The organism is Metabacillus rhizolycopersici, from assembly GCF_020075705.1.
The window spans coordinates 1-26,599 of record NZ_JAIQUM010000069.1; the positions used below are offsets into that span (position 1 = coordinate 1).

Annotated in this window: 25 protein-coding genes and 1 riboswitch; of the genes, 23 read left to right on the forward strand and 2 right to left on the reverse strand. The window is 35.5% G+C overall.

The annotated features are described in order from the left end of the window. Positions 1 to 505 precede the first annotated feature (505 nt). From rluB to K9V48_RS21795, 12 genes are all read left to right on the forward strand, one after another. On the forward strand, positions 506 to 1,231 hold the full coding sequence (gene rluB, locus K9V48_RS21740; RefSeq protein WP_224141236.1) for a 23S rRNA pseudouridine(2605) synthase RluB: 726 nt from the start codon (positions 506 to 508) through the stop codon (positions 1,229 to 1,231). A gap of 99 nt (positions 1,232 to 1,330) precedes the next feature. Beyond that, a complete protein-coding gene (gene resA, locus K9V48_RS21745) occupies positions 1,331 to 1,852 on the forward strand; it encodes a thiol-disulfide oxidoreductase ResA (RefSeq protein WP_224141237.1) in 522 nt (173 codons plus the stop codon). Between the two features lie 16 nt (positions 1,853 to 1,868). Continuing rightward, on the forward strand, positions 1,869 to 3,491 hold the full coding sequence (gene resB / locus K9V48_RS21750; RefSeq protein WP_224141238.1) for a cytochrome c biogenesis protein ResB: 1,623 nt from the start codon (positions 1,869 to 1,871) through the stop codon (positions 3,489 to 3,491). A gap of 147 nt (positions 3,492 to 3,638) precedes the next feature. Next, positions 3,639 to 4,814 (forward strand): c-type cytochrome biogenesis protein CcsB, encoded by a 1,176-nt coding sequence (ccsB, locus tag K9V48_RS21755; RefSeq protein WP_224141239.1) that lies wholly within the window; start codon positions 3,639 to 3,641, stop codon positions 4,812 to 4,814. Between the two features lie 179 nt (positions 4,815 to 4,993). Beyond that, complete coding sequence (locus K9V48_RS21760) at positions 4,994 to 5,716, forward strand: response regulator transcription factor (RefSeq protein WP_224141240.1); 723 nt, start codon at positions 4,994 to 4,996, stop codon at positions 5,714 to 5,716. Further along, on the forward strand, positions 5,713 to 7,509 hold the full coding sequence (locus K9V48_RS21765; protein ID WP_224141241.1) for an ATP-binding protein: 1,797 nt from the start codon (positions 5,713 to 5,715) through the stop codon (positions 7,507 to 7,509). The genes K9V48_RS21760 and K9V48_RS21765 overlap by 4 nt, the downstream gene beginning before the upstream one ends. Before the next feature lie 296 nt (positions 7,510 to 7,805). Beyond that, the gene (locus K9V48_RS21770) at positions 7,806 to 8,390 is read left to right on the forward strand and encodes a cob(I)yrinic acid a,c-diamide adenosyltransferase (protein WP_224141242.1); all 585 of its coding nucleotides are present in this window, start codon (positions 7,806 to 7,808) and stop codon (positions 8,388 to 8,390) included. A gap of 132 nt (positions 8,391 to 8,522) precedes the next feature. After that, a complete protein-coding gene (locus K9V48_RS21775) occupies positions 8,523 to 8,879 on the forward strand; it encodes a glyoxalase superfamily protein (RefSeq protein WP_224141258.1) in 357 nt (118 codons plus the stop codon). 327 nt (positions 8,880 to 9,206) lie between these two features. Continuing rightward, a complete protein-coding gene (gene sigX, locus K9V48_RS21780; RefSeq protein ID WP_111614219.1) occupies positions 9,207 to 9,755 on the forward strand; it encodes an RNA polymerase sigma factor SigX in 549 nt (182 codons plus the stop codon). Further along, entirely contained in the window at positions 9,733 to 10,878 is a 1,146-nt protein-coding gene (locus K9V48_RS21785) for a GerMN domain-containing protein (RefSeq protein WP_224141243.1), read from the forward strand. Before sigX ends, K9V48_RS21785 begins: the two co-directional genes overlap by 23 nt. Before the next feature lie 434 nt (positions 10,879 to 11,312). Then, the gene (locus K9V48_RS21790) at positions 11,313 to 12,242 is read left to right on the forward strand and encodes a M23 family metallopeptidase (RefSeq protein ID WP_224141244.1); all 930 of its coding nucleotides are present in this window, start codon (positions 11,313 to 11,315) and stop codon (positions 12,240 to 12,242) included. Positions 12,243 to 12,690: 448 nt separating this feature from the next. Then, positions 12,691 to 12,827: riboswitch (FMN riboswitch) on the forward strand. 316 nt (positions 12,828 to 13,143) lie between these two features. Further along, entirely contained in the window at positions 13,144 to 13,728 is a 585-nt protein-coding gene (locus K9V48_RS21795) for an ECF transporter S component (protein ID WP_224141245.1), read from the forward strand. Between the two features lie 100 nt (positions 13,729 to 13,828). On the opposite strand, the gene K9V48_RS21800 is transcribed toward K9V48_RS21795, so the two are convergent. Further along, positions 13,829 to 14,077, reverse strand: a complete 249-nt coding sequence (locus tag K9V48_RS21800; protein WP_111614222.1) for a ferredoxin — start codon at positions 14,075 to 14,077, stop codon at positions 13,829 to 13,831. Positions 14,078 to 14,361: 284 nt separating this feature from the next. Between K9V48_RS21800 and K9V48_RS21805 the strand changes: the two genes are divergently transcribed. From K9V48_RS21805 to K9V48_RS21845, 9 genes are all read left to right on the forward strand, one after another. After that, on the forward strand, positions 14,362 to 15,447 hold the full coding sequence (locus K9V48_RS21805) for a YpbB family protein (protein WP_224141246.1): 1,086 nt from the start codon (positions 14,362 to 14,364) through the stop codon (positions 15,445 to 15,447). Further along, positions 15,444 to 16,943, forward strand: a complete 1,500-nt coding sequence (locus K9V48_RS21810; protein ID WP_224141247.1) for a RecQ family ATP-dependent DNA helicase — start codon at positions 15,444 to 15,446, stop codon at positions 16,941 to 16,943. Before K9V48_RS21805 ends, K9V48_RS21810 begins: the two co-directional genes overlap by 4 nt. Positions 16,944 to 17,119: 176 nt before the next feature. Beyond that, positions 17,120 to 17,848: a LysM peptidoglycan-binding domain-containing protein gene (locus K9V48_RS21815; protein WP_224141248.1), complete on the forward strand. Its 729-nt coding sequence runs from the start codon at positions 17,120 to 17,122 to the stop codon at positions 17,846 to 17,848. Positions 17,849 to 17,953: 105 nt separating this feature from the next. Continuing rightward, positions 17,954 to 18,412 (forward strand): YpbF family protein, encoded by a 459-nt coding sequence (locus tag K9V48_RS21820; protein WP_224141249.1) that lies wholly within the window; start codon positions 17,954 to 17,956, stop codon positions 18,410 to 18,412. 219 nt (positions 18,413 to 18,631) lie between these two features. Then, positions 18,632 to 19,348 (forward strand): metallophosphoesterase, encoded by a 717-nt coding sequence (locus K9V48_RS21825; protein ID WP_224141250.1) that lies wholly within the window; start codon positions 18,632 to 18,634, stop codon positions 19,346 to 19,348. A 246-nt stretch (positions 19,349 to 19,594) separates the two neighbouring features. Beyond that, the gene (locus tag K9V48_RS21830; RefSeq protein WP_224141251.1) at positions 19,595 to 20,515 is read left to right on the forward strand and encodes a MerR family transcriptional regulator; all 921 of its coding nucleotides are present in this window, start codon (positions 19,595 to 19,597) and stop codon (positions 20,513 to 20,515) included. Positions 20,516 to 20,641: 126 nt separating this feature from the next. Beyond that, a complete protein-coding gene (locus K9V48_RS21835) occupies positions 20,642 to 21,244 on the forward strand; it encodes a genetic competence negative regulator (protein WP_224141252.1) in 603 nt (200 codons plus the stop codon). A 335-nt stretch (positions 21,245 to 21,579) separates the two neighbouring features. Continuing rightward, positions 21,580 to 22,851 (forward strand): Glu/Leu/Phe/Val family dehydrogenase, encoded by a 1,272-nt coding sequence (locus K9V48_RS21840; RefSeq protein ID WP_224141253.1) that lies wholly within the window; start codon positions 21,580 to 21,582, stop codon positions 22,849 to 22,851. Positions 22,852 to 23,111: 260 nt separating this feature from the next. Continuing rightward, the gene (locus tag K9V48_RS21845) at positions 23,112 to 24,074 is read left to right on the forward strand and encodes a YpdA family putative bacillithiol disulfide reductase (RefSeq protein WP_224141254.1); all 963 of its coding nucleotides are present in this window, start codon (positions 23,112 to 23,114) and stop codon (positions 24,072 to 24,074) included. A gap of 49 nt (positions 24,075 to 24,123) precedes the next feature. On the opposite strand, the gene K9V48_RS21850 is transcribed toward K9V48_RS21845, so the two are convergent. Then, positions 24,124 to 25,092, reverse strand: coding sequence for an asparaginase (locus K9V48_RS21850; protein WP_224141255.1), 969 nt, complete (start codon positions 25,090 to 25,092; stop codon positions 24,124 to 24,126). A gap of 127 nt (positions 25,093 to 25,219) precedes the next feature. Between K9V48_RS21850 and prsW the strand changes: the two genes are divergently transcribed. Then, on the forward strand, positions 25,220 to 25,882 hold the full coding sequence (prsW, locus tag K9V48_RS21855) for a glutamic-type intramembrane protease PrsW (protein ID WP_224141256.1): 663 nt from the start codon (positions 25,220 to 25,222) through the stop codon (positions 25,880 to 25,882). Between the two features lie 107 nt (positions 25,883 to 25,989). Continuing rightward, positions 25,990 to 26,599: peptidoglycan-binding protein (locus tag K9V48_RS21860; RefSeq protein WP_224141257.1), on the forward strand; the 610-nt coding region annotated here is incomplete at its 3' end.

Genomic DNA, 26,599 nt, shown 5'->3' on the forward strand with positions numbered 1-26,599 from the left:
GACTTCAAGATTCGAGAGAAGCAAAGAAGATAAGTGGGAGATAACTGCCCGTAAAGATCCGATAAGTCTCGCTAACCATCAGTGGGGGATGCAGAAAACCCCCACTGATGGAAGTCTCACTTTATAAGTTTTGGCTTCGAGAATTGTCTAGCGCAAGCGTCCGGCCCCGAAGCACAGGACGTGCAAGTGCAGTCAATGCGACAGGACGTCGCGTTCTTGACTGCCTCTTGGGTCTAAGCCACTCAGGAAATGAAGGCAGAGAACACCTTCTATTCCTGAGCGTCTTATTTGCCCGAGGCTGAACAAGGCGCTTGCGCTTTTCTTAGCGTAAAGAACATTATTAATCCAAATAACTGTGACCCCCATATCTATAACAAGAAATAAAAAGTGTGGTATGATGGATAAGCACAATTTGATGGTTATATTAAGCCTTTTGCGCTTATTCTGATTGTCGAAACTTGTGAAAATAGTTAGAAAGCAGTAATATGTTAACGAGGTGAACGAAATGGAACGCTTACAAAAAGTGATTGCTCATGCTGGTATCGCATCAAGGAGAAAAGCAGAGCAGTTAATACTAGAAGGTAAAGTAAAAGTGAACGGAAAAGTAGTTAAGGAACTCGGAATAAAGGTTGGAGAAAAAGACCGAGTTGAGGTTGAAGGTGTACCGCTAGAACGTGAAGAACCTGTTTATTTATTATTGTATAAACCAACAGGTGTTATTTCAGCTGCAAAAGATGATAAAGGTAGAAAAGTTGTAACAGACTTTTTTCCATATATTAAACAGCGAATTTATCCTGTCGGTAGACTTGATTATGATACATCTGGAATTCTGCTCCTTACGAATGATGGAGAATTTGCAAACAGCCTTATGCATCCACGCTATGAGGTTGAAAAAACATATGTAGCGAAAGTAAAAGGAATCCCTATTCGCGAGAAAGTGAGACTACTTGAAAAAGGTGTTCAACTTGAGGATGGAAAAACAGCTCCTGCAAATGTAAAGGTATTATCTGTTGACAAGAAAAAGAATACTAGCATAATCGAACTGAAAATTCATGAAGGTCGTAATCGTCAAGTTAGACGTATGCTAGAGGCGATTGGGCATCCTGTTCAAAAGCTTAAAAGAGAACAATATGCGTTTTTAGATTTAAAAGGACTTGTTACTGGTGATTCAAGAGAGCTAACACCACATGAGGTCAAACAGCTTCGCTCCCTAACACTACATGGCAAATAAGGTATGTAAGTTTCACATAAACTTCAATAAATTGTTCGAACCATCTAAAAAGATAGTGATATAATGATTTTGAATATTTAAAAAATGGGGAATTTGTAAATGAAGAAAAAACGTTTACTAATGCGCTCTATTATATTATCTGTTCTAATTGGTGCGTTAGGATATACTTTATATTCGAATTTCGTTGTGAGTAAAGAGAAAGTGAAAATCGGCAGTGTGGCACCTGATTTTTTATTAAAGGATTTAGAGGGAAACGAGCATCAGCTTTCTGATTATAAAGGCAAAGGAGTCTTTTTAAACTTCTGGGGAACTTGGTGCGAACCTTGTGAACGTGAAATGCCTTATATGGAAAATCAGTACAAGTATTATAAATCACAAGGTGTGGAAGTACTAGCGGTGAATATTGCTGAATCTAACATCGCAGTTGAAAGTTTTGCAAATAAGCATGATTTATCTTTCCCGATCGTCCTAGATAAAGATCGACAAGTATTAAATGCATACGGAGTAGGTCCACTTCCAACCACCTTTCTAATTAATCCTGATGGAAAAGTTGAATTTATTACATCAGGATCGTTAACAGAGAGAATGGTAAGAGATTATATGGAACAGATAAAACCTTAAATGGGGAGATTTCGGCATGGATAAGATACAATGTGAGTGTGGCCATTTAAATCCAATTGGAACACATTTGTGTGAATCATGTGGAAATCCGATAGGGGATAGTGAGAAAAAAGAACCTAAAAAACTATTGGATATGAAATATGAAGGAACTGCTCGTCGCTCTCAAACTTATAGAAAAACATTTATTGATAAAATATGGAACTTTTTTTCATCAGTTAAAGTTGGGGTTTGGATCATTGTTATCCTCTTAATTGCATCTGCCTTAGGAACAGTTTTTCCACAGGAAATGTACATACCAAAGACTGTTACACCTAGTGAATTTTACCGCGATGAATATGGAATTCTTGGTCAATTGTATTATGAATTAGGTTTTCATAATTTATATGGTTCTTGGTGGTACATGATTTTAGTAGCTTCATTAGGTATTTCATTAGTCATTGCAAGTTTGGATCGATTTGTACCATTATACCGCGTTTTGAAAAAACAAGGTGTCACTAGACATGATTCATTTATGAAACGTCAAAGGTTATATAGCTCGACTAAAACGAATGATTTGAACCTAGATAAATTAAAAGATCGATTCGTCACACGTCGTTATAAAGTGAAGGTAGAAAACGGGAATTTATTAGCGGAAAAAGGTCGTTTTTCTAGATGGGGTCCATATGTTAATCACTGTGGACTTATTATCTTCTTAATCGGAGCGATGCTGCGATTTGTACCTGGAATGTATGTTGATGAAGTACTCTGGGTAAGAGAAGGAGAGACAGTAGGTATTCCAGGGACAGAGGGACAGTATTATTTAGAAAATAAAAAATTCACGATGGAAGTTTACGATAAAGATATGGAAAATGAAGTCTTTGAAAATGCTATTTCCCGTGTAGGGGATGGTAGTATCGTTAAAAACTTCCAATCAGATGTTGTTCTATATGAAAGAAAAGGCGAATTTCTTCACGGCGAAGAACCTGACCTCAAAGAAGTAAAGCCTGCGGAAATACGAGTAAACGAACCATTAAAATTTGAATCGTTTTCACTTTATCAAGTAGATTATAAGCTAAATGAATTAAATAAAATGACATTTAATCTAATAGATAAGGAAACAGAAGAAAGTCATGGTCAAATAATCGTGGATCTTCAAAATCCACAAACGGCTTATGATTTGGGAAATGGTTATAAAGTAGAAGTAGCTACATATTTACCTGACTTTTTCTTTAATGATGATGGAATCCCAATAACTAAGACGAACATTCCAAACAATCCAGCATTTGTCTTTAAAATGATTACACCAGAAACGCCTGAAGGTGAAACGAGTTTTGTCGCTATTCAACAAACGATTGAGGCCGCTGGGGAAAATAAATTCAAAATGAAATTTGAAAGTGTTGAAACGAAAAATTTAACGGCCTTAACTGTTAGAAAAGATTTAACGCTTTGGATTTTAGGTATCGGTGGTGCAATCTTTATGATTGGCGTCATTCAAGGAATGTATTGGAATCATCGTCGAGTTTGGATAAAACATAATGAGGGTGAAGTTTTAATTGCTGGTCACACAAACAAAAACTACTATGCATTGGCGCAGGAGATTAAAATTCTCTTGGAAGGTACGTCACTGACATTGCCTGAAGACCAAAAGGAAAGAAAGTAATTTTTTTGTGGACAAGTAAATTTATTTTTGACTTAACTTCGTGTCTAGCGCAAGAGATATGACTTCTTGTTTATTACTGCCATCTAGCTGTCATTTTACCTAGAGGTTGTACAAGGCGCTAACGCATTTCATTAAGGAGGGGAAATCGTGGCGGCAATTAGTAGTACATTATTAGAAATTGCTTTTATTTTATATTTAATTGCCATTTTTCTATTTAGTGGTTCAATTCGCGATAAGCGGAGCAAGTCACTTCAAATGAGCAAATGGACGAAGCTGGCAATTGCTACAACGATTATCGGCTTTGCTTCACAGCTAGGCTACTTTATTACTAGATGGATTGCATCTGGACACGCACCGGTTAGTAATTTGTACGAGTTTACGACAGCATTTGGTATGATGATGGTTCTTGCTTTCATTATTTTATTTTTTATTTATAAGGTTGCCATATTAGGGTTGTTTACATTGCCTATTGTTATCCTTATCATTGCTTATGGAAGTATGTTCCCAACAGACATTAGCCCACTTATTCCGTCACTACAGAGTCACTGGCTATACATACACGTAACAACTGCAGCGTTAGGTCAAGCTATTTTGTCAATAAGTGCTATTGCTGGTATTATTCATCTTGTTGCTGTTGTTGATCAGAAGAAACAAACGAAAAAAACATTTTGGTTAGAAGTAATCATGTATGTTCTTATTGTTACCATTGGTTTTATTACAATTACGAGCGTATTCAAAGGAATTGGATATGAAGCGGAATTTAATTGGATTGATAAAAATGACCAAGAGGTAGTTATGACATATCATTTGCCTGCTTTAGTTGGACCTAATGATGGGGTATTACTTACTGATGGGAAATTTAAGCCGATTCTAGAGCTTCCAGCTATCATTGCCGCGAGTAAGCTAAATACAGTCATTTGGGCAACACTCGTTGGTTCGATTCTTTATGGGTTACTCAGATTAATCTTCCGAAAGCGTATTTCTGCGTTAATTCATCCTCTTACGAAAAACGTTAACCTTGATCTTGTCGACGAGATCGGGTATCGTTCCGTTGCGATTGGGTTCCCGGTATTTACGCTTGGGGCGCTAATCTTTGCGATGATTTGGGCGCAAATTGCGTGGACCCGATTTTGGGGCTGGGATCCAAAGGAAGTTTGGGCGCTTATTACGTGGTTATTTTATGCTGCATATTTGCATCTCCGTCTTTCTAAAGGCTGGCATGGTGAAAAATCTGCATGGCTTGCAGTAATCGGTTTTGCGATCATTATGTTTAACTTAATATTTGTTAATTTAGTCATCGCAGGCCTGCACTCTTATGCATAAATAAATATTGGATGATAATTTGAAATCTTATTCGTAAAGGACAGTATAACCCCCCACCTGAAGATTTAGTTGGCAACTAAGAAGAGGGCAGGGGGTGATAAAACACCTTAGATACATAAGCGTCTTATACTAGTCGAATTTGATCGAGGCGCTTCCGCATTTCAAAAGGAGGGCTCATAATGGAAGAAAATCTATTTGCAAAAATTTTAGTTGTTGATGATGAAGAGCGCATCCGTCGCCTGTTACGTATGTATTTAGAGAGAGAAAATTATGAGATAGATGAAGCAGAAGATGGTGACGCGGCTTTAGAACTTGGCTTAAATAATGAATATGATCTTATTTTGTTAGATATTATGATGCCAGGTATTGATGGAATCGAGGTTTGTAAGCAGATTCGAGAGAAAAAGGCTACCCCGATTATTATGCTTACAGCAAAAGGGGAGGAAGCAAATCGAGTTCAAGGGTTTGAAGTTGGAACAGATGATTATATTGTAAAGCCATTTAGCCCTAGAGAAGTTGTTTTGCGTGTAAAGGCATTGCTAAGAAGAGCGTCACAGACATCATATTTAAAGACAGATACGAAAACTAAAAATGTGATCGTTTTTCCTCATCTGTCAATTGATCACGATGCACATCGTGTGACAGCTAATGGTAAAGATGTTAGTTTAACACCGAAAGAATATGAGCTACTCTATTTTTTAGCTAAAACACCTGATAAAGTTTATGATCGTGAGAAGCTTTTGAAAGAAGTATGGCAATATGAATTTTTTGGAGATTTACGGACAGTTGATACACATGTGAAACGACTTCGTGAAAAATTAAGCAAAGTATCACCAGAAGCAGCCAAAATGATTGTAACGGTTTGGGGAGTAGGTTACAAATTTGAGGTTAATAATGCATGATGCTTTGGAGAAGTGTTGTAGTAAAAGTTTGGGGAACGATTATCATACTCGTTTCCTTTGTCTTATTAGTACTGACAATCTTGATGCTAGAGTTTATTGAAAACTACCAAGTAGATGAGGCTGAGAAAGAACTTACACAGCTTGCAAATAAAGTGTCTACTATCATGGAAGCTCATGAAGATCAATCAATTGCTAGATCAATTACATGGGAATTAACAGATGAATTAACCCATATCCTTATTGTAAAAGATAAGGATACATATTGGAATTCCCCTAATGAATCTAATGATATTCCGCATTTAAATATTGAGGATATTGCGAAAGACCCTGTTCTTGAAAGCGTGTTAGAAAAGGATCAAAAAATAAGTAAACGGACAAATTTAGCCAATCCAACTAAGCAAATAGCAAATGCCGAAGATGCGGTTTTAATTGTTGGCGTGCCGTACAAAGTCTCTGAATTTGAAAATGGTGCTGTTTTTATTTCACAATCGCTACTATCTGTTCGTGAAACAACAAAACTGACAACAAACTACATCATATTAGCTGCGGGTATTGCAATCGTATTAACAACAATATTTGCTTTCTTTTTATCTACGAGAATAACGTATCCATTGAGGAAAATGAAAGAGGTCGCCCAAGAATTAGCGAGAGGGAAATTCGAGACGAAAGTTCCGATTATGTCACAGGACGAAATTGGAGATCTTGGGATTGCCTTTAATCAAATGGGAAAGCAATTGACGTTCCATATAAATGCATTAAATCAAGAAAAGGAAAATCTATCAAATATTTTAAGCAGTATGGCAGATGGTGTTATTACGTGTAATATTAATGGTTCGATTTTAGTTACAAATCCTCCAGCTGAACGATTCCTACAGGCATGGAAGTATGAACAAGGAATCGATATGAGAATGAATGATGAATTACCACCAGAGGTAAAAAATTTATTTCAACATGTAGTGAAAACAGAAAAAGAACAAATGCTTGAGATTATGCTTCAAGGGAGAAGTTGGGTCGTGTTAATGAGCCCGTTGTATAATCAGTCCGATGTTAGAGGGGCAGTGGTTGTACTAAGAGATATGACTGAAGAGCGCCGCTTAGATAAGCTCCGCGATGACTTTATTGCTAATGTCAGTCATGAATTAAGAACACCTATTTCAATGCTGCAAGGTTATAGTGAAGCGATCGTTGATGATATTGCAAGCACAGATGAAGAAAAGAAAGAAATTGCTCAGGTCATTTACGATGAATCATTACGAATGGGACGTTTAGTCAATGAATTATTAGATCTTGCAAGAATGGAAGCAGGGCACATTACTCTTAATCTTGAGGAGATTTCAGTTCCACAATTTATTGATAAAATTAATCGAAAGTTTCAAGGTTTAGCCAAAGAAAAGACGATTTCACTGCATTCAAATATTGATTTAAATGAATCACTTTATGTGTTAGACCCAGATCGTATCGAACAGGTTTTAACCAATTTAATTGATAATGCGATTCGACACACATCAGAACATGGCTCAGTGTTGATTTCTGTCGCAAGTAAAGAAAATGACTTAATGATCAAAATCCAAGATACCGGTAGCGGCATTCCTCAAGAGGATTTACCATTTGTATTTGAACGCTTTTATAAGGCTGATAAAGCTAGGACCCGAGGCAGAGCTGGAACAGGACTTGGCTTAGCGATTGTAAAAAATATTGTAGAAGCGCATCAAGGAAAGATTCAAGTTCATAGCAAACTAGGAGAAGGAACAACATTTAGCATACTACTGTCACGAAAAGAATTAGATTCTTAATAAAATTGTCGGATAAACCAATTGATAACTGATTAATTGATACATAAATGACAACGGTTAGAAGTCTCGTCTTAACTGATGTTCAAAAGCCTATTCAGGGGAATAGGCTTTTTTCTCTGGTATGACGGATTTACCTGACCAAAAATAATACGAAATAATCACCTCTGATGGACATCACACTTCTTGTTAATAAAGGTAAATGAAGATGTCTGTTGAATAATATATCAGTAGAAAATTGTTAGTGACTTAAATGATAGTATGTACTTTACTAGAAAATAGATTGGAGAGTGTCTCGAATGAACTTATATACAAGAACCGGTGATAGCGGAAAAACTAGTTTAATTGGTGGGAGAGTGGATAAGGATCATTTACGTGTAGAAGCATATGGAACGATTGATGAAGCAAATTCCTTTGTCGGTCAAGCGATGACGTTACTAACAGACTCAATCTTCGTAGATATTTATAACGAATTAGAGAAGATTCAACATGAATTATTTGATTGTGGCGGCGATTTAGCTGTTGTAAAAGAAAAATATCCATATAAAACGACTGAAGAAATGGTTACATTTTTAGAAGAAAGAATCGATTATTACGTTTTGGAGGCTCCTGAATTAGAGCGTTTCATCTTACCTGGAGGAAGTCCAGCCTCAGCAGCCATACATTTAGCAAGGACTGTTACTCGGAGAGCTGAAAGATGTACTGTAACGCTACAAAAAGAAATGGAAATTAATGATATCGTCTTAAAATACTTAAATCGTTTATCAGATTATTTTTTTGCAATTGCAAGAGTGATTAATTTTCGCTTAGGGGTAAAAGATGTTGAGTACGAAAGAAGTGCGATCGTCTTTAAGAGCAAACAATCGAAAAACAAAAGTGAATGAAGAATTGCCTTCGGATTGTTAGTTCTTAATTAAATGGACTAATTCTTTTACCGAAAATGATCATGGTTAAATCTAGTAACGATCGTACCTTTTTTGAAAGGGGCTAGACAATTGCAAACAACTACAGTAAGGATGAAAAGTTCAACACCGATCTTCCGTAGCTTTGATGAAGAAAAAGCCAAACAATTTTACTGTGAGTTTTTAGGGTTTCATCTCGATTGGGAGCATCGATTTGAGGAAGGTATGCCATTATATATGCAACTATCACATGGTGATTTCTTGTTACACTTATCTGAACACCATGGTGATTGTTGTCCAGGTGCAACGATAAGAATTGAAGTAGATTCATTGACAACCTACTATACTAGTTTGCAATCGAAAAAATTCAACTATATGAACCCGGCTATTGAGACAACGCCATGGGGGACACTCGAAATGTGTGTCATTGATCCGTTTGGGAATAAGCTTATATTTTTTCAAGATAACTAATTGTAAAGAATAACTTCCGGCTCACCGTAACGATGAGTCGTTTTTTATCGTTTAGGAAACTATAAAATTCTTGTACTGTGGATAAGCGCACGCAAGCGTCCGGCCCCTCTAAGGTCTAGCCACGCCTTCTATTCATGTGTGGCTTATGCCTGCCTTAGGCTGATCAAGGCGTTTGCGCTTTAGAAAATTTCCTTTCGAGATTATTTGTAAATATGCTAGAGTATAGATTAGTGCAATTATTACATTTAGGTTTCAATTATATGATCGTCAATAATATGCAACTTTTTCGTCTTCCTTTCGACTAAATAAAAGAATGGAGGGTCATTCATGGAGGATACCTTTCAAAGAATATACGAAAAATATCATCATGAACTTTTTCAGTTTTTATTCTATATGGTAAAGAATCGTGAGCAGGCTGAAGACCTTGTACAAGAGGTGTATATTCGTGTTTTAAAAGCTTATGATAAGTTTGAAGGACGGAGTAGTGAAAAGACCTGGCTTTTTTCTATAGCTAGGCATGTAGCAATTGATTGGTTTCGTAAACAAAAAACCATCCGTATGAGGATTTTGGAAAAATTCGATTGGGACAAACATGAGATAAAAGATGATCAAGCATTACCTGATGAGATTTCCCTTCAAAACGAACAGGTTCAATGGATGTATCGGTCATTAGACGCATGTTCCGTTGATCAACGTTCTGTGCTGATTTTACGTTTTCTTCAAGAATTATCGATAACAGAAACTGCTGAAGCCCTTGGCTGGACGACTAGTAAGGTAAAAACCACTCAGCATCGTGCGATCAAACAGCTGAAAAAACAAATGGATAGCATTTCTGAGAGGGAGGGGATTTCTATTGAAAAGACGGGAGTGGAATGAAGAACAGATTGAACAGCTTTTGCAGAAGTTGCCCCCTGTTAAGGATACACGATCTGCAGAAGACATTTATCAAAATATAAAGGATAAGCAGCAGCTTAAGAAAAATTCGAGAAGATGGATTGCTCCAGCTTTAGCGACGGTTGCGGCATTACTACTATTCGTTTTCATCTCACCTTCTCTCTTTCATAATGCTACTTCATATGAAGAAAGCGCTATGGATAGCGCTGCTACAGAGAATTCGGTCAAGCTAGAAAGTGACATGTCAGAAGCTAAATTAACACAAGAAAAAACATTTGACATTCAAGATTTGAAAAACAAAGAACCGGAAACATTTGTTACAAAGGCAAGTGAAGAAGATGAGATAATCACTGTAGGATTTACGGATGGGAATGCACAAAATATCTTACCAATTAGTTTAGAGGCAAATCAGAAACAAGAAAAATTAGAGCAACTAGAAGAAATTAACCCTGAGCTTTTTATGGAAGAACTTGGACCAATTAGCTATGAGCTAAGGAATACAGAATTTATTGATGAGGGGGATCCTGAAGAAATTACGATTGAATATAAAGGGGAACCCAGTTTAGCAAGCTCTGCTACTGACACATTATACCAAAATGCACTTATTGAAACCTTTAGGTGGCTTGATTTTAAAAGGGTGAAACTTTATACAAACAATCATGCAGGTATTGACTTCGGTCATTCAGGATCGAAAAAAGATTTAGAAGTAAAGCAAGAAAATAAAAAAGCTTATTTTCTATATCAGTTCGACGAACATACTTCAAAATTGCTAGTTCCTTCACCAGAACCATATGATTCAATTGAAACAGCGATTGAAGCGATGAAACAAGGGATGGCAGAGCGACATTTACAACCAACGATAATGAAGGGGATTGAAACAATTAAGACAAAAGAAAATGGTGATCAGCTCGAAGTTGAATTTCATCAAGATATAGAATTTCAGGATAGTGAACCGTATATCATAATGCTAGAATCAATTTTATTATCTGCAAAAGAGTTCGGTTATCGTACAGTTCAGTTCAAAGGAATGAATATAGATCAAGTCGGCGTAATGGATGTTACAAAACCGATTGAAGTTCCATTTTCACCAAATCCAATAGATTAAAATTAGAGGAGGCTCATAATCTGAGTCTCCTTTTGTATATTAAGGGAAATAATGTAAAATACTACATTTGTTCTTGCTTAGGAAATTATAAAATTCTTGTACTGTGGATAAGCGCGCGACATCCAGCGCAAGCGTCCGGCCCCGAAACACAGGACGTGCAAGTGCAGTCAATGCGACAAGAACGTCGCGTTCTTGACTGCCTCTTGGTTCTACAGCCCACTTTTGAATAGAAGGCAAAGTACGCCTTCTATTCAAAAGCGTCTTATGCTTGACTTAGGCTGATCAAGGCGCTTGCGCTTTTGTTTTTTTAAACGGGCAAATGTAGTTGGTATTTGGCATAGGCCTGTTTAGAATGTTGAATCCATGTTCAATACTAGTGAATAGTTTCAAAAAGGACAATCAAGAAATTTGCCTAAAAATGTAGGAGGAGAAAAATGCTCATTAAAGTAAATCGTTTTATCGTAACATCAATGGTTGGGCTTATGATTGGAATAACGATTGGAGCAAGTAATCAAGCGCAAGCACAATCATACATAGAAGAATTAGAGAATAGCTGGGTTCAACCCGTTAATGGTGAAATAACCGATACCTTTGGGACAAGAAATGGTAAACATAAAGGAATTGACATAGCTGCCCCAGAAGGAGAAAAAATTGTATCAGTCTCCGATGGGAGAGTGACCAAATCGTATTATTCAGATACATATGGACATGTTGTATTTGTTGGGCATCCAGAGGGATATGAAACTGTCTATGCTCATTTAAGTAAGCGAATGGTAAGTGTTGGTGAAAGTGTAAAGAAAGGTCAAGCTCTCGGAATAATCGGTAATACTGGGGTGTCAAGAGGAACGCATTTACACTTTGAATTGCACGATGGAGAATGGACCTATGAAAAAGAACATGCGTTAGATCCCTTCTTTGTTTTTGAATTACCAAACGCTACTGTCCGTACTAAGCAAGCACAGCAGGAATTAGAGGTTGCGCAAAAAAAACAGAAAGCGGTTAAAATCGAAACTCAGTCTATCACTGTTGAAAAAGCTGTTAGTGAACGACAAGAAAGAACAGATTTACAAAAAAAAATTATTACGGTCAATAAAGGTGACACGCTTTGGAAGTTGTCTCAAAACTACCATGTAACAATAAAATCGCTTCAGGAATGGAATAGACTAAAATCAAACATCATCTATCAAGGTCAAGAACTAACTGTCTATTTAAATGAAGAAAATAGCTATGTCGTCAAATCTGGTGATACAATTCAATCCATTGCAAAAGAATATAAGGTGGAGCCCGAGAAAATCATAAAAGTAAATGAGCTACATAATGATAAGCTTTTTCCGAAACAAGTGCTCTTGATTAGTAAAAACTAACTTTTGTTGAATGAACAATCGATGATGTTCAAATATCCTGTTGATATAGTTACTAGTGTAAAATTAACAATATATATAAATTATTCAAGAGAAACGGCATGATTAACGTGGTTCAAAATAGGATATTCATGCATTTATCTTATTTTAGATGGGCAGAAAAAACTTTACATCAAGTTTTAAGGGAAACAAAAAAAGAGAGGTGGAGGATTATCCCGCATTAACGGGCAGTAATACCCCCACCTCTAAGCTTGAGTGAATCAAAGAAGCGAAGGTGGGGGAGAAAGAAAACCCCAACTGATGGAAGTCTCGCTTTATTGGCTGTAAAGATCTGATAATTCTCATACAAATAGTAATTAGAAATATTTAATGATTTTGTTTAATTCGATTCTTCTTGCTATACAATGTATTAAAAACGATATATAATGGGAGGTATAAATTAAATAATATGATCAATCTTCGGGGCAGGGTGTAATTCCCGACCGGCGGTGATGAAGTTTTTTTTCTAAGTCCGCGAGCCTGTAGTATAGGGCAGGATCTGGTGAAATTCCAGAACCGACAGTATAGTCTGGATGAGAGAAGATGGAGGTTCTAACGTTTAAAAGTTAATGCTTTGAACGTTTATTTAGACTCGATTAAAATGCCCCTGTATATCATTGTTGTTTTGCTTGTTAAAAGACAATAATGATATACAGGGGCATTTTTTGGTAGACAAGAAACGATCAGTTTTAACTTAGTTTTCTTGTTTTACTTTAGCATCTAGCTACGCATAATTGGAGGGATATGAACAACTTCTATTGATGAGTAAGTTATTTGCCTAAGGCTGACCAAGGCGCTTTTGCCATTCGAATCATGTCTAAAGAACTTTCTCTTTTTCGGGATGGGATCAGAAAAGGAGAGAAGAATGATGCAACAAAGTAAAGTAAGAAAACATGTAACAGTAGGTATGTTAAGTAGTATTGCGTATTTACTTATGATGCTTGATTTTCCATTTCCAGGATTACCTAGCTTTTTACAAATTGATTTTAGTGATGTTCCGGCTCTAATTTCAGCTATTGTATTTGGACCATCTGCAGGGTTAATGGTAGAAGCAATTAAAAATATTCTCTATTATCTCATTCACGGGTCAGGAGTTCCAGTTGGCGAAATTTCAAACTTTATTGCTGGATCGTTATTTATCTTACCATCCGCATATATATACAGACGTTTTCAAAGTCAAAAAGGCTTACTTATAGGGCTTGGAATCGGTACGATGTTAATGACTGTGGTGATGAGTATCTTGAATTATTATGTCATTATGCCGGCTTACACATTCTTTCTAAATATGCCTGTGATGTCTCAAGAAGCAACTAGACAGTTTGTGGTTGCAGCAGTTTTGCCGTTTAACCTACTAAAAGGTGTGATTGTGACGCTTCTTTTATTAGTGATTATGACTAAAATAAAAACTTGGTTAACGAACCAATTATTAATAAATTATAAACGTGTATAATAGGATTATCGATCAGGCTTTATTGATTTTGAGTTGAAGAAAAAAGGTGCTCGGAAAAGTCGCTATACGCGACTTTCATGAGCACCTTTTTTACAATAAACTATTCAAATTTTAAGGCGTCGCCATCAAATTTATCATCAGCAACCTTGATTGAATCTGTAGGACAACCTTCAAAAGCGTCCATCATATCTTCCTCAAGTACTTCAGGAACCTCAGTGATACCTTGATTATCGTCTAAAGTAACATATGCGATACCTTCATCATCATAATCATAAATGTCTGGAGCTGCAGCGCCACAAGCTCCACAAGCGATACAAGTATCCTTGTCTACGATTGTATATTTTGCCATTAAAAACAAACCCCCTGAAAAAGATTAATACCATATCATCGTATGGTAGAACTAGTAAATTGAGTGAATCCATATATTACAAAAATAAATTATTATGGATGTACCTAATTAGTATTGTAAATCGGATTTTTGGACATTTCAATAGAAAACTCTAATGAAAATATTTATCACTGCTGCTTAGCTTGCAAGTTAGCTTCAAATTAAAGGCGAAAAGTAGAGAAAAATCAGCATATTGTGTAAACGAATGACCAAAAATTTGTTAAAATAGAAAACGGAATCGAATATTGTCAAACATTGTAGGTGATGTATTGAAACAACATTATTTTCATATGGTATTGCTGTATTGTCTAAACCAAATTAATGGAGAAAGATCTGTCTCCGCTATTTATCATTTACTTAACGGGAAAAAATCTTCACAAACAATTCAAGATGGAAAACTATTTTTTTTATCCCATCTGTTCAGTATTTTTCCTAGACTAACAAGGCAGCAAGTACTTGAAGAATGTGAAATTATTTTGAAAGAAGGACTTATTGAACAATTACCAAATCACCATTTTATATTAACGGAGAAAGGTAAATTAATCCTTGATGAATATCTAAAGATAAAGCCAATACCACCTAAGTTAAATGGTTGGGAGTATGGAGATGTAGGACGGGTTTTTTGGAGGAGGCTATCCATACTTGTCCAAGTTCTATCCAATTTTGCATTTGAAAGAAATCATTATTTACCAGTAACGAAAAATCAAGAGGATTTACAATGGGTGAAACAATTCCTTAAAGAGAGCAAATTTTCAAAATCAAATCTTATTCACATGTTATATGAGGAATTAAAGTTCACACTCCAACGACAATCAAAACGAGATGCGATGATTTTTATCCAAAGGATGACATCGAGTGAAAAAATTGGTCTCACCTTTGAACAGATTGCCAAAAAGCATAATGAGGATCCAGTCTACATTTCCTTGCTGTTTTGGAATGTCATACATTCGATCATTCACCTACAACAATCAAGCAATTCTCAACATGTCATTTTGAATGAGATAATCATCGATAAACTGCAAAAAAATACACTTACGGCATCGACTGCAAAGACACGTTATTATCTGTTACAAGGAATAGGAATATCTGAAATTGCAATTATCCGAAGATTAAAGGAAAACACAATAGAGGATCATATAGTTGAGATTACATTACATGATATAACCTATACACCTGATGCTTTTTTATCACAATCTGATTTTAACCAAATAAGTAATGCGATTGCCTTGCTTAAAACACATCAACTAAAAAAAGTGAAGGAATACTTGAATCATCGATACAGCTATTTTCAAATTAGACTTGCCTTTGCGATGAATGGGAGGAACGGATGAACCAATCAATAGAAAATGTGTTAAAAACTTACTTCCATCTTAACGAATTTCGAACAGGACAGCGGGAAATAATTGATGCTGTCTTACAAAGAAATGATGTTGTGGCAATGCTTCCTACTGGAGCGGGGAAGTCTCTTTGTTATCAGCTTCCTGGATATCTTCTTGATGGGCCGATATTAATTGTTTCCCCCTTATTATCCTTAATGGAGGATCAAGTGGAACAAATTAAACTCAGAGGTGAAAAGCGGGTCATCGCCCTAAATAGTACGATACCATTTATGCAAAGGAAAAATTATTTGCAAAATATACGAGAGTATCGATATATTTATGTTTCTCCTGAAATCATGCAAATTGATTATGTGCTAAGTGCATTAAAAACAGCAGCAATTTCTTTGTTTGTCGTCGATGAAGCCCATTGTATTTCACAATGGGGTCATGATTTTCGTCCTGATTATTCAAGATTAGGTGAAATTAGACGTGCGCTACATCATCCACCTTGTCTAGCTGTAACAGCTACTGCAACCGAGGAAGTGCTTGAGGATATCCAAAGGGTTCTTCAATTTCGATCAGAAAGTAAAAAGTTCGTTTATTCGATTGATCGTCCAAATATTGCGATTTCTGTTGAAAAACTTTCGTCAATCGATGAAAAAATAGTTAAATTACTTTATTTCGTACGTTCATTAAAAGGTCCTGGAATTATTTATTGTTCAAGTAGATTATGGACAGAGCGATTAGCACAAATTTTGATTGATGCTAGTGTTGATCATGTCGGCTATTATCATGGGGGAATGGATCAAGAGCAACGAATTCTTATTCAGCAACAGTTTATATACGACCAATTGCAGATCGTTTGCTGTACGAATGCGTTTGGAATGGGGATTAATAAGCAAAATATACGTTATGTTATACATTTTCATTTTCCGGCACAATTAGAGTCATACATGCAGGAGATTGGTCGAGCAGGTCGAGATGGCCATCCTAGTCTTGCTTTAACACTACTTACTGAAGCCGATTATGAAGTGCCAAAAACATTAATGGAATCCGAGTTTCCATCCTATGAAAAATTATATCGGACCATTTACTTTTTACATAAAAATAATGTACAATCATGTTCATTTGAAAAAATAAATGAACAGTGTGGGTTATCTGAAACACAATGGCGTTATGTAGAATATCACTTAATGTCATTAAAAAATCGTATGTTAAAACCAGAAGAACTTATCGCAACAATCTGGCTTGAAATTGAAAAGCGAATAACGCTTAAACAAGTTAAATTACGGGAGATGACTAATTGGCTAACTGCGGATTCATGTAGACGTCAAAAGTTACTTGCATATTTTGACGAAGCATATACTGGTCATGTGATAGTGAATTGCTGTGATAGCTGTGGGATTGATTATTCAACCTTCATGGGAGCGCTAACTAAGCAAGAAGTAGGTTTAGAAATGAATTGGGAAGAGGAGTTAAAAGCGATTTTTCGGATGACAAGTGATTAAATTTTGTTTAACATGCAGAATGAAGGAATGTAACAACTAATAGACGATCAAATTATCCCATTCTTAACGGTCAGTAAATCCCATACACCAATATTTAAGAGAAACTGATGGGTGTGAGGGCTAAAGAAACCCCATCAGATGGAAGTCTCGCTTTATAAAAGGAGTGAAAGAAGGAAATGAGTAAATTAGAAAAACGCCCTGACCAAGCGGGAAATTTACGAACGAGGATGATTGATGACTATAAAGAAATACATGGCGATTATCCATCACGTAGTGAACTTCATAAAGATACGGTTAAAAAGCAAAAGCGGAAGATGAAATATCCAATAATTAGTATTCTAGCTTTGATTTTTATTCTCATACTTATAGTGATCTTATTTTTTTCGTTTTACTATTTCAACAATAATAATGACATAAAGACTTTAATTGGAAACAAAAATTCATCAGGTGATGAAACTGTTTATATTTCTAAAGGTAAATCTTATGAGATAGAAACTGATGATGGACCACTTACTGAAGAGACATCTAAAGATGAGGCAGAAGTGAGTACGAACGATCGTAAAGCAAGCGAAACAGAAGCAAAAATAGAAACAAAAACAGAAGCAAAAACAGAAACAAAAACAGAAACAAAAACAGAAACAGAAACAGAAACAGAAACAATCATTCAGAAGAACCAAGAAACTGATTCAACGGAATATCAAAAAAATGCAACAGATAGCACTCATAATAAAGATTCAGAATATCGAGAAGTGAAGTCCCATAAAGTTGCTGCGGGTGAAACACTTTTTAAAATCGCGATTCAGTATTATAAAAATCGCTCAGGTGAAGAGATCATTCGTCAATACAACGGGATAGAGGCCAATAATATTTACGAAGGTCAAATATTAAAAATACCGTTAAAATAGAAAGTACATAGAACTTATTTTTCCAGATAGACCTATTCATATCCATGTGGACAACTTCATACAATGTACTAATAAAAGTAGTTGTATGAGGGAGATGTGGAAGTAATGGAAACAGAAATTCAACTGCTAAAAAATCATACCGACGAACCAACAAAAAAAATGCTTCAGCGCCTTGTTGAGCACAAAAGAAAGTTTGAAGCTTATAAACGTAAATGTTTTAATGCTCAATTCATAACATTTGTCTTGTTAATGGGGTTTATTGTCTATCTTTATACATTTATTATCAAACCAACAGGTGGTCAACTGGATATGTTCTTTCATTTAATGTTTGATGGTACTTATCACGTTCTGATTGTTTTGCTCATTGCAGGTGGATATGCGACAGCACAGTATTATAAAAAGAAAGAAGATAAAGCTGAAACAGAATTTAATAATCTGAGAAGTGAAATAATCAGAAAAAGTCCTGAGTTATGGCCGCAACCTACCCAATGGCAAAAAAGACATGAAGTGTTTGCTATGATGAAAAATGAATTTGATATAAATTTGTTTCATGAAAGTAAATAAATTTAGGCTGAAAACTCTTCATTTCATAAATGAAAAAGAAGAGTTTTTAGTTTTAGATTATAATGTGGGTCAAATTCTTCATTGCTCATTTTTATTTGAATGTACTTGTTTAAAGAAAGCGAGGTGTTTTCTCTGTTACTTGGATTCATTATTTGTATCTGTCTGTTTCTTGTGATAATGATTTTAATTATGGTGAAAAATGCGAATGAGAATCATTTAATGAAACAAACACTATTATTTGATCAATTTCCGAAGAGTTTTAACAATTTAACAATTTTTTTTATTTCGGATATACATAGAAGAACGATCTCGGATAAATTGTTAAAGCAGTTGTCATCTACCATTCATCTAGTTGTGATTGGCGGGGACTTAACTGAAGCGAGGGTTCCATTTCATAGGGTTGAACATAATATAAAGCTATTAAAGGAAATAGCGCCAGTGTATTTTGTATATGGCAATAATGATTATGAAGTAGAGCGAGAAAAACTTGAAGAACTACTTTCAAAACATGGTGTTACCATTCTCACTAATTCGTCTGCCTATTTGAAGTCTAAGAGCGGTGAAAAACTAATTCTACTAGGTGTAGAGGATATGAGTGAGGGGAAGGATAGGCTAGATTTAGCGATAAAACATTCTCCTAAAGGGGATTTTAAAATATTAATAAGTCATAATCCAGATATTTATCAAAAAATAAAAAGCACTGATCATATTTCATTGATTATGAGTGGGCATACGCACGGTGGTCAAATTCGATTGTTTGGTTTCGGACTATATGACATCGGGAAAACCCACTTTCTAAAAAATGTAACCCACTTAATAAGTAATGGATACGGTACATCGGGTGTTCCGTTAAGATTTGGTGCCCCTGCCGAAGCCCATCTTATTCAGTTAAGGCATAAAGGATCATCAACACCATCCGAAATAAAAGAAAATTAGCGGTTTACTATAATCCTAACTTCAAACAGTCTGGAATAAGCTTGCTCCACTCCAGTAATCGACAACTTGTACAAAAATGAAAGATTTCGATATAATTGTGAATGAAAAATGTAAATTAGGTTTAGGATATAAGTTTGATTTTCTTACATATGGATTACGATCGTAAAGTACAAAATCTACAAATTTAGATAAGAGGGATTCTATTCGCAAGTTTGCTTGTGCTTTTTATATATTGGAGGATTTACGATGTCTAGTTATGATGGTGTATATAATGTAAAAGCTGTTTCTAATTTACTAGGAATACAACCTGGAACACTTAGAGCATGGGAACGAAGATATAAGATGATAGCACCAAAAAGAAATGAAGCTGGCCATCGTATATATTCTGAAGAACATATTGATATTTTAAAGTGGTTACTTAATAAAGTGGACCAAGGTTTTACAATTAGTCAGGCAGTTACGCTACTGGAGAACAACCAGATTTCAGTTCACAATCAATCTGAAATGAAAAGTAACAAAGTAGAACCTGATTATTCAAATGTGCTAATGGACGAGCTTCTTCAATCACTTCTGAATTTTGATGAAACTGAAGCGAATGAACGATTAAATAGGGCATTTAGTCTTTTTTCAGTTGATAAAGTTGTTTTTGACATGCTTAATTCTTTACTCCATCAAATTGAAATTCAATTTGATAAAGGAATAATTACAGCTGCTCAGATGAATTTTGCCTTTTCTTTTATACGTTCGCGTTTCGGGATAATCTTGCATACATTACCGGTAGAGGGATTATTGCCAAAAGTAATTGCAATTTGCGGTCCAAACGAAACTTATGAGCTTGGCTTACTAACGTTGACGATATTTTTGCGAAGAATGGGCTTTGAAGTTATTTATATAGGTGCAAGTATATCAGATAATGATTTTGGCAATGTCATAGAAAATTTAAAGCCAGCGTTTCTATTTTTATCATGCCATAAAGGTGAAAATGTGGAGAAAATAATAAATCTAGTCGATGATTTATTGAAAAGATATCAGCAATTACATATTGGTATTATTGGAAGAGAAATGAGTAAAGGAAACAGCCTGAACCATTCTCAACTTGGAAAATATTTAATAGGTGATCATAAGGTACAATGGAAAAAATGGTTAAAGGAAAAATTAGATGATTAAAGATCAAGAGTGTTTACTTGTCTAAATTGTGTGCAGAGTGTACACTGAAAAAAATATTAGAACCATCTCATATAAAAATCATATGATGATTGTATATAGAGCGTTCTGACGGCAGGAGGGTATGGGATGCGGCTAGAGCGACTGAATTACGATAAAATAAAAATCTTCATAACAACAGATGATTTGAAAGATAGAGGGCTTACGAAAGAAGACCTCTGGAAAGATTCATTAAAAGTTCATCAATTATTCAGAGATATGATGAACGAAGCAAGTGTGGAATTAGGCTTTGAGGCACATGGACAGATCGCTGTCGAAGTGTATTCCCTTCATGCACAAGGGATGGTTGTTATTGTCACAAATAGTCAAGAAATAGATGAAATGGATGATGACTTTTCTGATGATTATATTGAAATGCAGGTCAAACTAGATGAGAGCTTAGATGTTATCTACGAGTATGAAACATTTGAAGACATCATCCAACTTGCAAATTGTCTATATCAACAAGAGGTTCTAGATGGGATGATCATATTTTATCAAGAACGATATTACTTGCTTTTAAGTGACGATCAACAAGTTGAACTTGATACTTTAGTAGCGATATTAGCTGAATACGGAAGTCCTTCAACTTTAACCGTCCATAGATTAAAAGAGTATGGAAAAATGATTATCGAAGAAAAAGCTATTCAAGATATTTATTTTCACTTTTGGAAGAACAAGAATGATTTATAATTTCATATCGGGATTTTTTCATCTATGAAAATAAACATATCCAAAAGCGAGAAATTTCATTGTAATGCAGACAATAAGAGGAGTTAATCAACTAAATAGTAGGTGATTAACTTTTTTTTGATTGTAAGGTAATAATTACAAGTAAAAAGTGTTAAAAGTTAAGCTTACTTCTTTTTAGTTAATAACAATTACGTTCTGAAATCGTTTCCGTTGTTATGATGAAATTCTTATAATCGAGCCTTTTCTTCTTTGCATAAACATTTATAAGGTGTATACTAGGTCTTGAAAGGTGGATATTCTTTCATTTACTGATTAGATTTAGGAGGTTAGCTTAAATGGTAGCCGAGAAAAACACCAGTGCTAATAATGATAAATTAGATGTGCTGAAATCCACACAAACAGTGATACATAACGCTTTGGAAAAACTTGGGTATCCTGAAGAAGTATATGAATTATTAAAAGAACCATTGAGATTAATGACTGTAAAAATTCCAGTTCGTATGGATGACGGTTCAGTTAAGGTATTTACTGGTTATCGTGCTCAACATAATGATGCAGTGGGACCAACAAAAGGCGGAATTAGATTCCATCCAAATGTGACAGAAAAAGAAGTGAAAGCACTTTCTATCTGGATGAGCTTGAAATGTGGAATTGTTGACCTTCCATATGGAGGAGGTAAGGGTGGTATTGTTTGTGACCCTAGGGATATGTCGTTTAGGGAATTAGAGCGTCTAAGTCGTGGCTACGTTCGTGCGATTAGTCAAATTGTCGGTCCTACGAAGGACATCCCCGCTCCAGATGTATTTACAAATTCACAAATTATGGCATGGATGATGGATGAGTATAGTCGTATTGACGAATTTAACTCTCCTGGTTTTATCACAGGTAAGCCCTTAGTATTAGGTGGGTCACATGGACGTGAATCTGCTACGGCAAAAGGGGTTACTATTTGTATTCGTGAAGCCGCAAAGAAAAAGGGAATTAACCTTCAGGGTGCTAGAGTAGTAGTGCAAGGCTTTGGCAATGCAGGAAGTTATCTTTCAAAATTCATGCATGATGCAGGCGCGAAAATAGTTGGTATTTCCGATGCTTACGGTGGACTTCATGATCCCAATGGATTAGATATTGATTATTTACTTGATCGTCGAGATAGCTTTGGTACAGTAACAAAGCTTTTTAATGATACTATAACAAATCAAGAATTACTTGAACTTGATTGTGATATTCTTGTTCCAGCAGCAATTGAAAATCAAATTACGGAAGAAAATGCAGGGAATATTAGAGCTAGCATCGTTGTAGAGGCAGCGAATGGACCAACAACGATTGAGGGGACGAAAATCCTATCAGAACGTGGGATCCTATTAGTTCCTGATGTTTTAGCTAGTGCAGGTGGTGTAACCGTATCTTATTTTGAGTGGGTTCAAAATAACCAAGGTTATTATTGGACTGAAGAAGAAGTGGAAGAAAAGCTCGAAAAAGTTATGGTAAAATCATTTAATAATATTTATGATACAAGTCAAAATCGTAGAGTTGATATGCGTCTTGCTGCATATATGGTAGGCGTACGTAAAATGGCTGAGGCTTCTAGATTTAGAGGCTGGATTTAAGCATTACTAATTGCAACGATTTAAAAAATCTCCTATCATGAATGATAGGAGATTTTTTATGAGATAAGAAAGATAAGTATAAAATTTTTGACTTAGTTCTCGTGTCCAGCGCCTAGCCCCTCTTGGGTCTAAGCCACTCTTGAATTGAAGGTAAAAAACACCTTCAATTCAAGAGCGTCTTATTTGCCTGAGGCAGAACAAGGCGCTTGCGCTTTTCTTATGAGAATATGTTTAATTTAAAACACAGGAGTGGAAAATTCGTGATTAAGGAAGAAACAATTATTGTTGGCGGAGGACCTTGTGGACTTTCTGCGGCAATTGCTTTAGCACAAACGGGTAAAAAACCTTTAGTTATTGAAAAAGGCAATATTGTTAATGCAATATACAATTATCCAACACATCAAACGTTTTTTAGTTCGAGTGAAAAACTTGAAATAGGTGAAGTTCCTTTTATAACCGAAAATCGCAAACCTTTTCGAAATCAAGCATTAGCTTACTATCGAGAAGTTGTACGTAGAAAAGAAATTCGCGTTCATTCATTCGAAACAGTAGAAAATGTAGAAAAAATAGGCGAATTATTTATCGTTCATACTAACCAACATATTTATGAGGCGAAACAAGTAGTGATAGCAACTGGATATTATGATCATCCTAATTACTTGGGTGTACCTGGTGAAGAACTATCGAAAGTTTCCCATTATTTTAAAGAAGGACATCCCTACTTTAATAAAGATGTTTGTGTGATTGGTGGGAAAAATTCAAGTATTGATGCAGCATTGGAGCTTGTTAAAGCTGGGGCAACAGTTACAGTACTTTATCGTGGAACTGAATATTCATCAAGTATTAAACCTTGGATTTTACCTGAATTCGACGCACTTGTTCGAAATGGAACAATAACAATGGAATTTCAAGCAAATGTCATCGATATTAAAGAAGACTCAATTAGATACCAAGTGGATGGTCAAGTGAAAGAGATCAAAAATGATTTCGTTTTTGCCATGATCGGTTATCATCCCGACCATCAATTTTTAAAGAAAATGGGCGTAAATATCGATCAAGAAACGGGAAGACCAACCTTTAATCCTGAAACGATGGAAACAAACGTTGAAGGGATTTTTATAGCTGGTGTAATCGCAGCGGGTAATAATGCAAATGAAATATTTATTGAAAATGGACGTTTTCATGGAGAACTCATTACTGAAGCGGTGAAAAAAAGGAAATAAAGGAAGAGGGAGAGGGAGTACTTAATATCCCTCTCATTATTCATCATCTTTACACTGAAAATATTTCATCAAGTTTATTTCTATCGGCAGTGGTTTCTAATGCAATCATCAGTTTAAGTCTAGCCTTCTGACCATTTAATCCGTTACTAAAAATCATTCCAAGTTCCTTCAATTGCCGGCCTCCACCTTCATAACCATAAATATCTTGAACAATTCCATTAAAGCAACGAGAAACAAGTACGATTGGAACTCCCTTATTTAATAGATCTTTTAAGCAAGGGAGCAGCATAGGTGGTAAATTTCCCTGTCCTAAAGCCTCAATGACAAGCCCATCAAGTCTGTTTTGATCAATCGCTTGAAGTAGTGTATCATCCATTCCAGCAAACGCTTTTAGCAAAAGGACGCTTTTATTCAGTCTAGCAACGTGTAAAGGTTTGTTTAAAACAGGTTTGTGATGGAAGAATACCCCTCCCTTATTGACGATGCCAATCGGCCCATATTGTGGACTTTGAAAGGTTGCTATGTTGCTAGTATGTGTTTTTGTTACATTTTCTGCGGTATGGATCTCATCGTTCATGACGACAAGCACACCCATATTTCTAGCTTTATCAGATGTTGCGACCTTTATCGCTGATAAAAGATTATATAAACCATCTGAACCTAATTCATTCGTTGATCTCATCGCACCAGTAAGAACGACTGGTATCGACAAAGATAATGTCAAATCAAGAAAAAATGCAGTTTCTTCTAAAGTGTCTGTACCATGTGTGATGACAACTCCGTCACAGTTATAAGCCTTTATATAAGTTTCGATATAATTTTTAATTTGTAACATGTGTATAGGTGTAATATGTGGTGATGGCAAATGGAATAACTCCGTTGTTACTATATTAGTATTAGGAATCGCCTTCATGTAATCGACAAGTGGATTTTTCGTCCCAGGTTTTACTTCACCTGTCTTTTCATCTTCCTGCATTGCAATCGTTCCACCAGTATGTATTAATAAAATATTTTTCATTTTAAGAAACCTCCATGCGTCTAACAAGTTTACACTATTAAATTACATCAGACATTTTCAATTCTACGATAACATGATACGATTAATAAAGTGAAACTTGACTATTTTTATGAAATGAGGCCTGAGAATGATTGCGATTATTTCTGCGGGCATCGCCCCAGGTCTTGCATTATTAAGCTATTTTTATCTAAAAGATCAGTACGATGCAGAGCCTATTTATATGGTGCTACGTTCGTTCATCTTTGGGGCACTGCTCGTTTTTCCAATCATGTTTATTCAATATATTTTAGAAGTTGAAGCAGTTTTTTCATCCGAAATATTGTTTACATTTGTTGCCGTAGGATTTCTAGAAGAGTTTTTTAAGTGGTTTATATTATTTTTCACCATTTATCAACATGTCCATTTTGATGAACATTATGATGGGATTGTTTATGGCGTGTCTCTTTCACTTGGATTTGCTACGTTAGAAAACATATTATATTTATTTGCAAATGGAGTAGAGTATGCACTAGGGCGTGCGATATTACCTGTTTCAAGCCATGCGCTATTTGGTGTTCTTATGGGTTATTATTTAGGGAAAGGCAAATTTTCAAACGTGGATCATCGAAAAAAATGGGTATTATTATCTTGTATTATTCCTATCTTTCTTCATTCCATCTATGATTACATTTTAATTAGCCATATGAATTGGCGTTACTTCATCCTTCCATTTATGTTGTTTCTTTGGTGGTTTGCGTTACATAAAGCAAAAAAGGCAAGAGTGAAAATAGCTGAAACTAAACTGCCATAGTGCAGTTTTTTTTATTGTTAAAAAGAGAAAATATTTCTTATGAATAAAATACCAAAGTCTACAAAAAATACATTTAAGCAATTACATCTACTTGAGGAGGCAGCAAGATGAAAAACATGCGCATTATGCTGATGGTTGCAGTAGTGACTATTACTTCCATCACAATACCGTTAATAAAAGTCCAAGAGGCACATGCTTTTTCAGATCAGATTATTCAAAGAGGTGCAACGGGCAGTGATGTTATTGAATTACAGTCTAGGCTTCAGTATAACGGGTATTATCATGGAACCATTGATGGAGTTTACGGGTGGAGTACGTATTGGGCGGTTAAAAATTTTCAGGAAATGTTTGATTTAGGGGAAGTTGATGGATTGGTTGGCCAAAAAACAAAGGATATGCTAAACAAATCAACTAAATTTTACAAAGACTTTGTTTATAAGCAAATAAATAATGGTAGACAGTTTACTCATTACGGTGGACTCCCATTAGCAGTACAATCAGCTCCGAATGAACAACAGATACAAAAAGCAAGACAAATTGCCGAACAAAGGAAACAGCAGAATGAAAAGGAATACAAAGCTCAAGTAAATCAACAACAAGCACAACAAAACCAGCAGCAAAAGGAGCAACAACAAGCACAACAAAACCAGCAGCAAAAGGAGCAACAACAAGCACAACAAAACCAGCAGCAAAAGGAGCAACAGCAAGCACAACAAA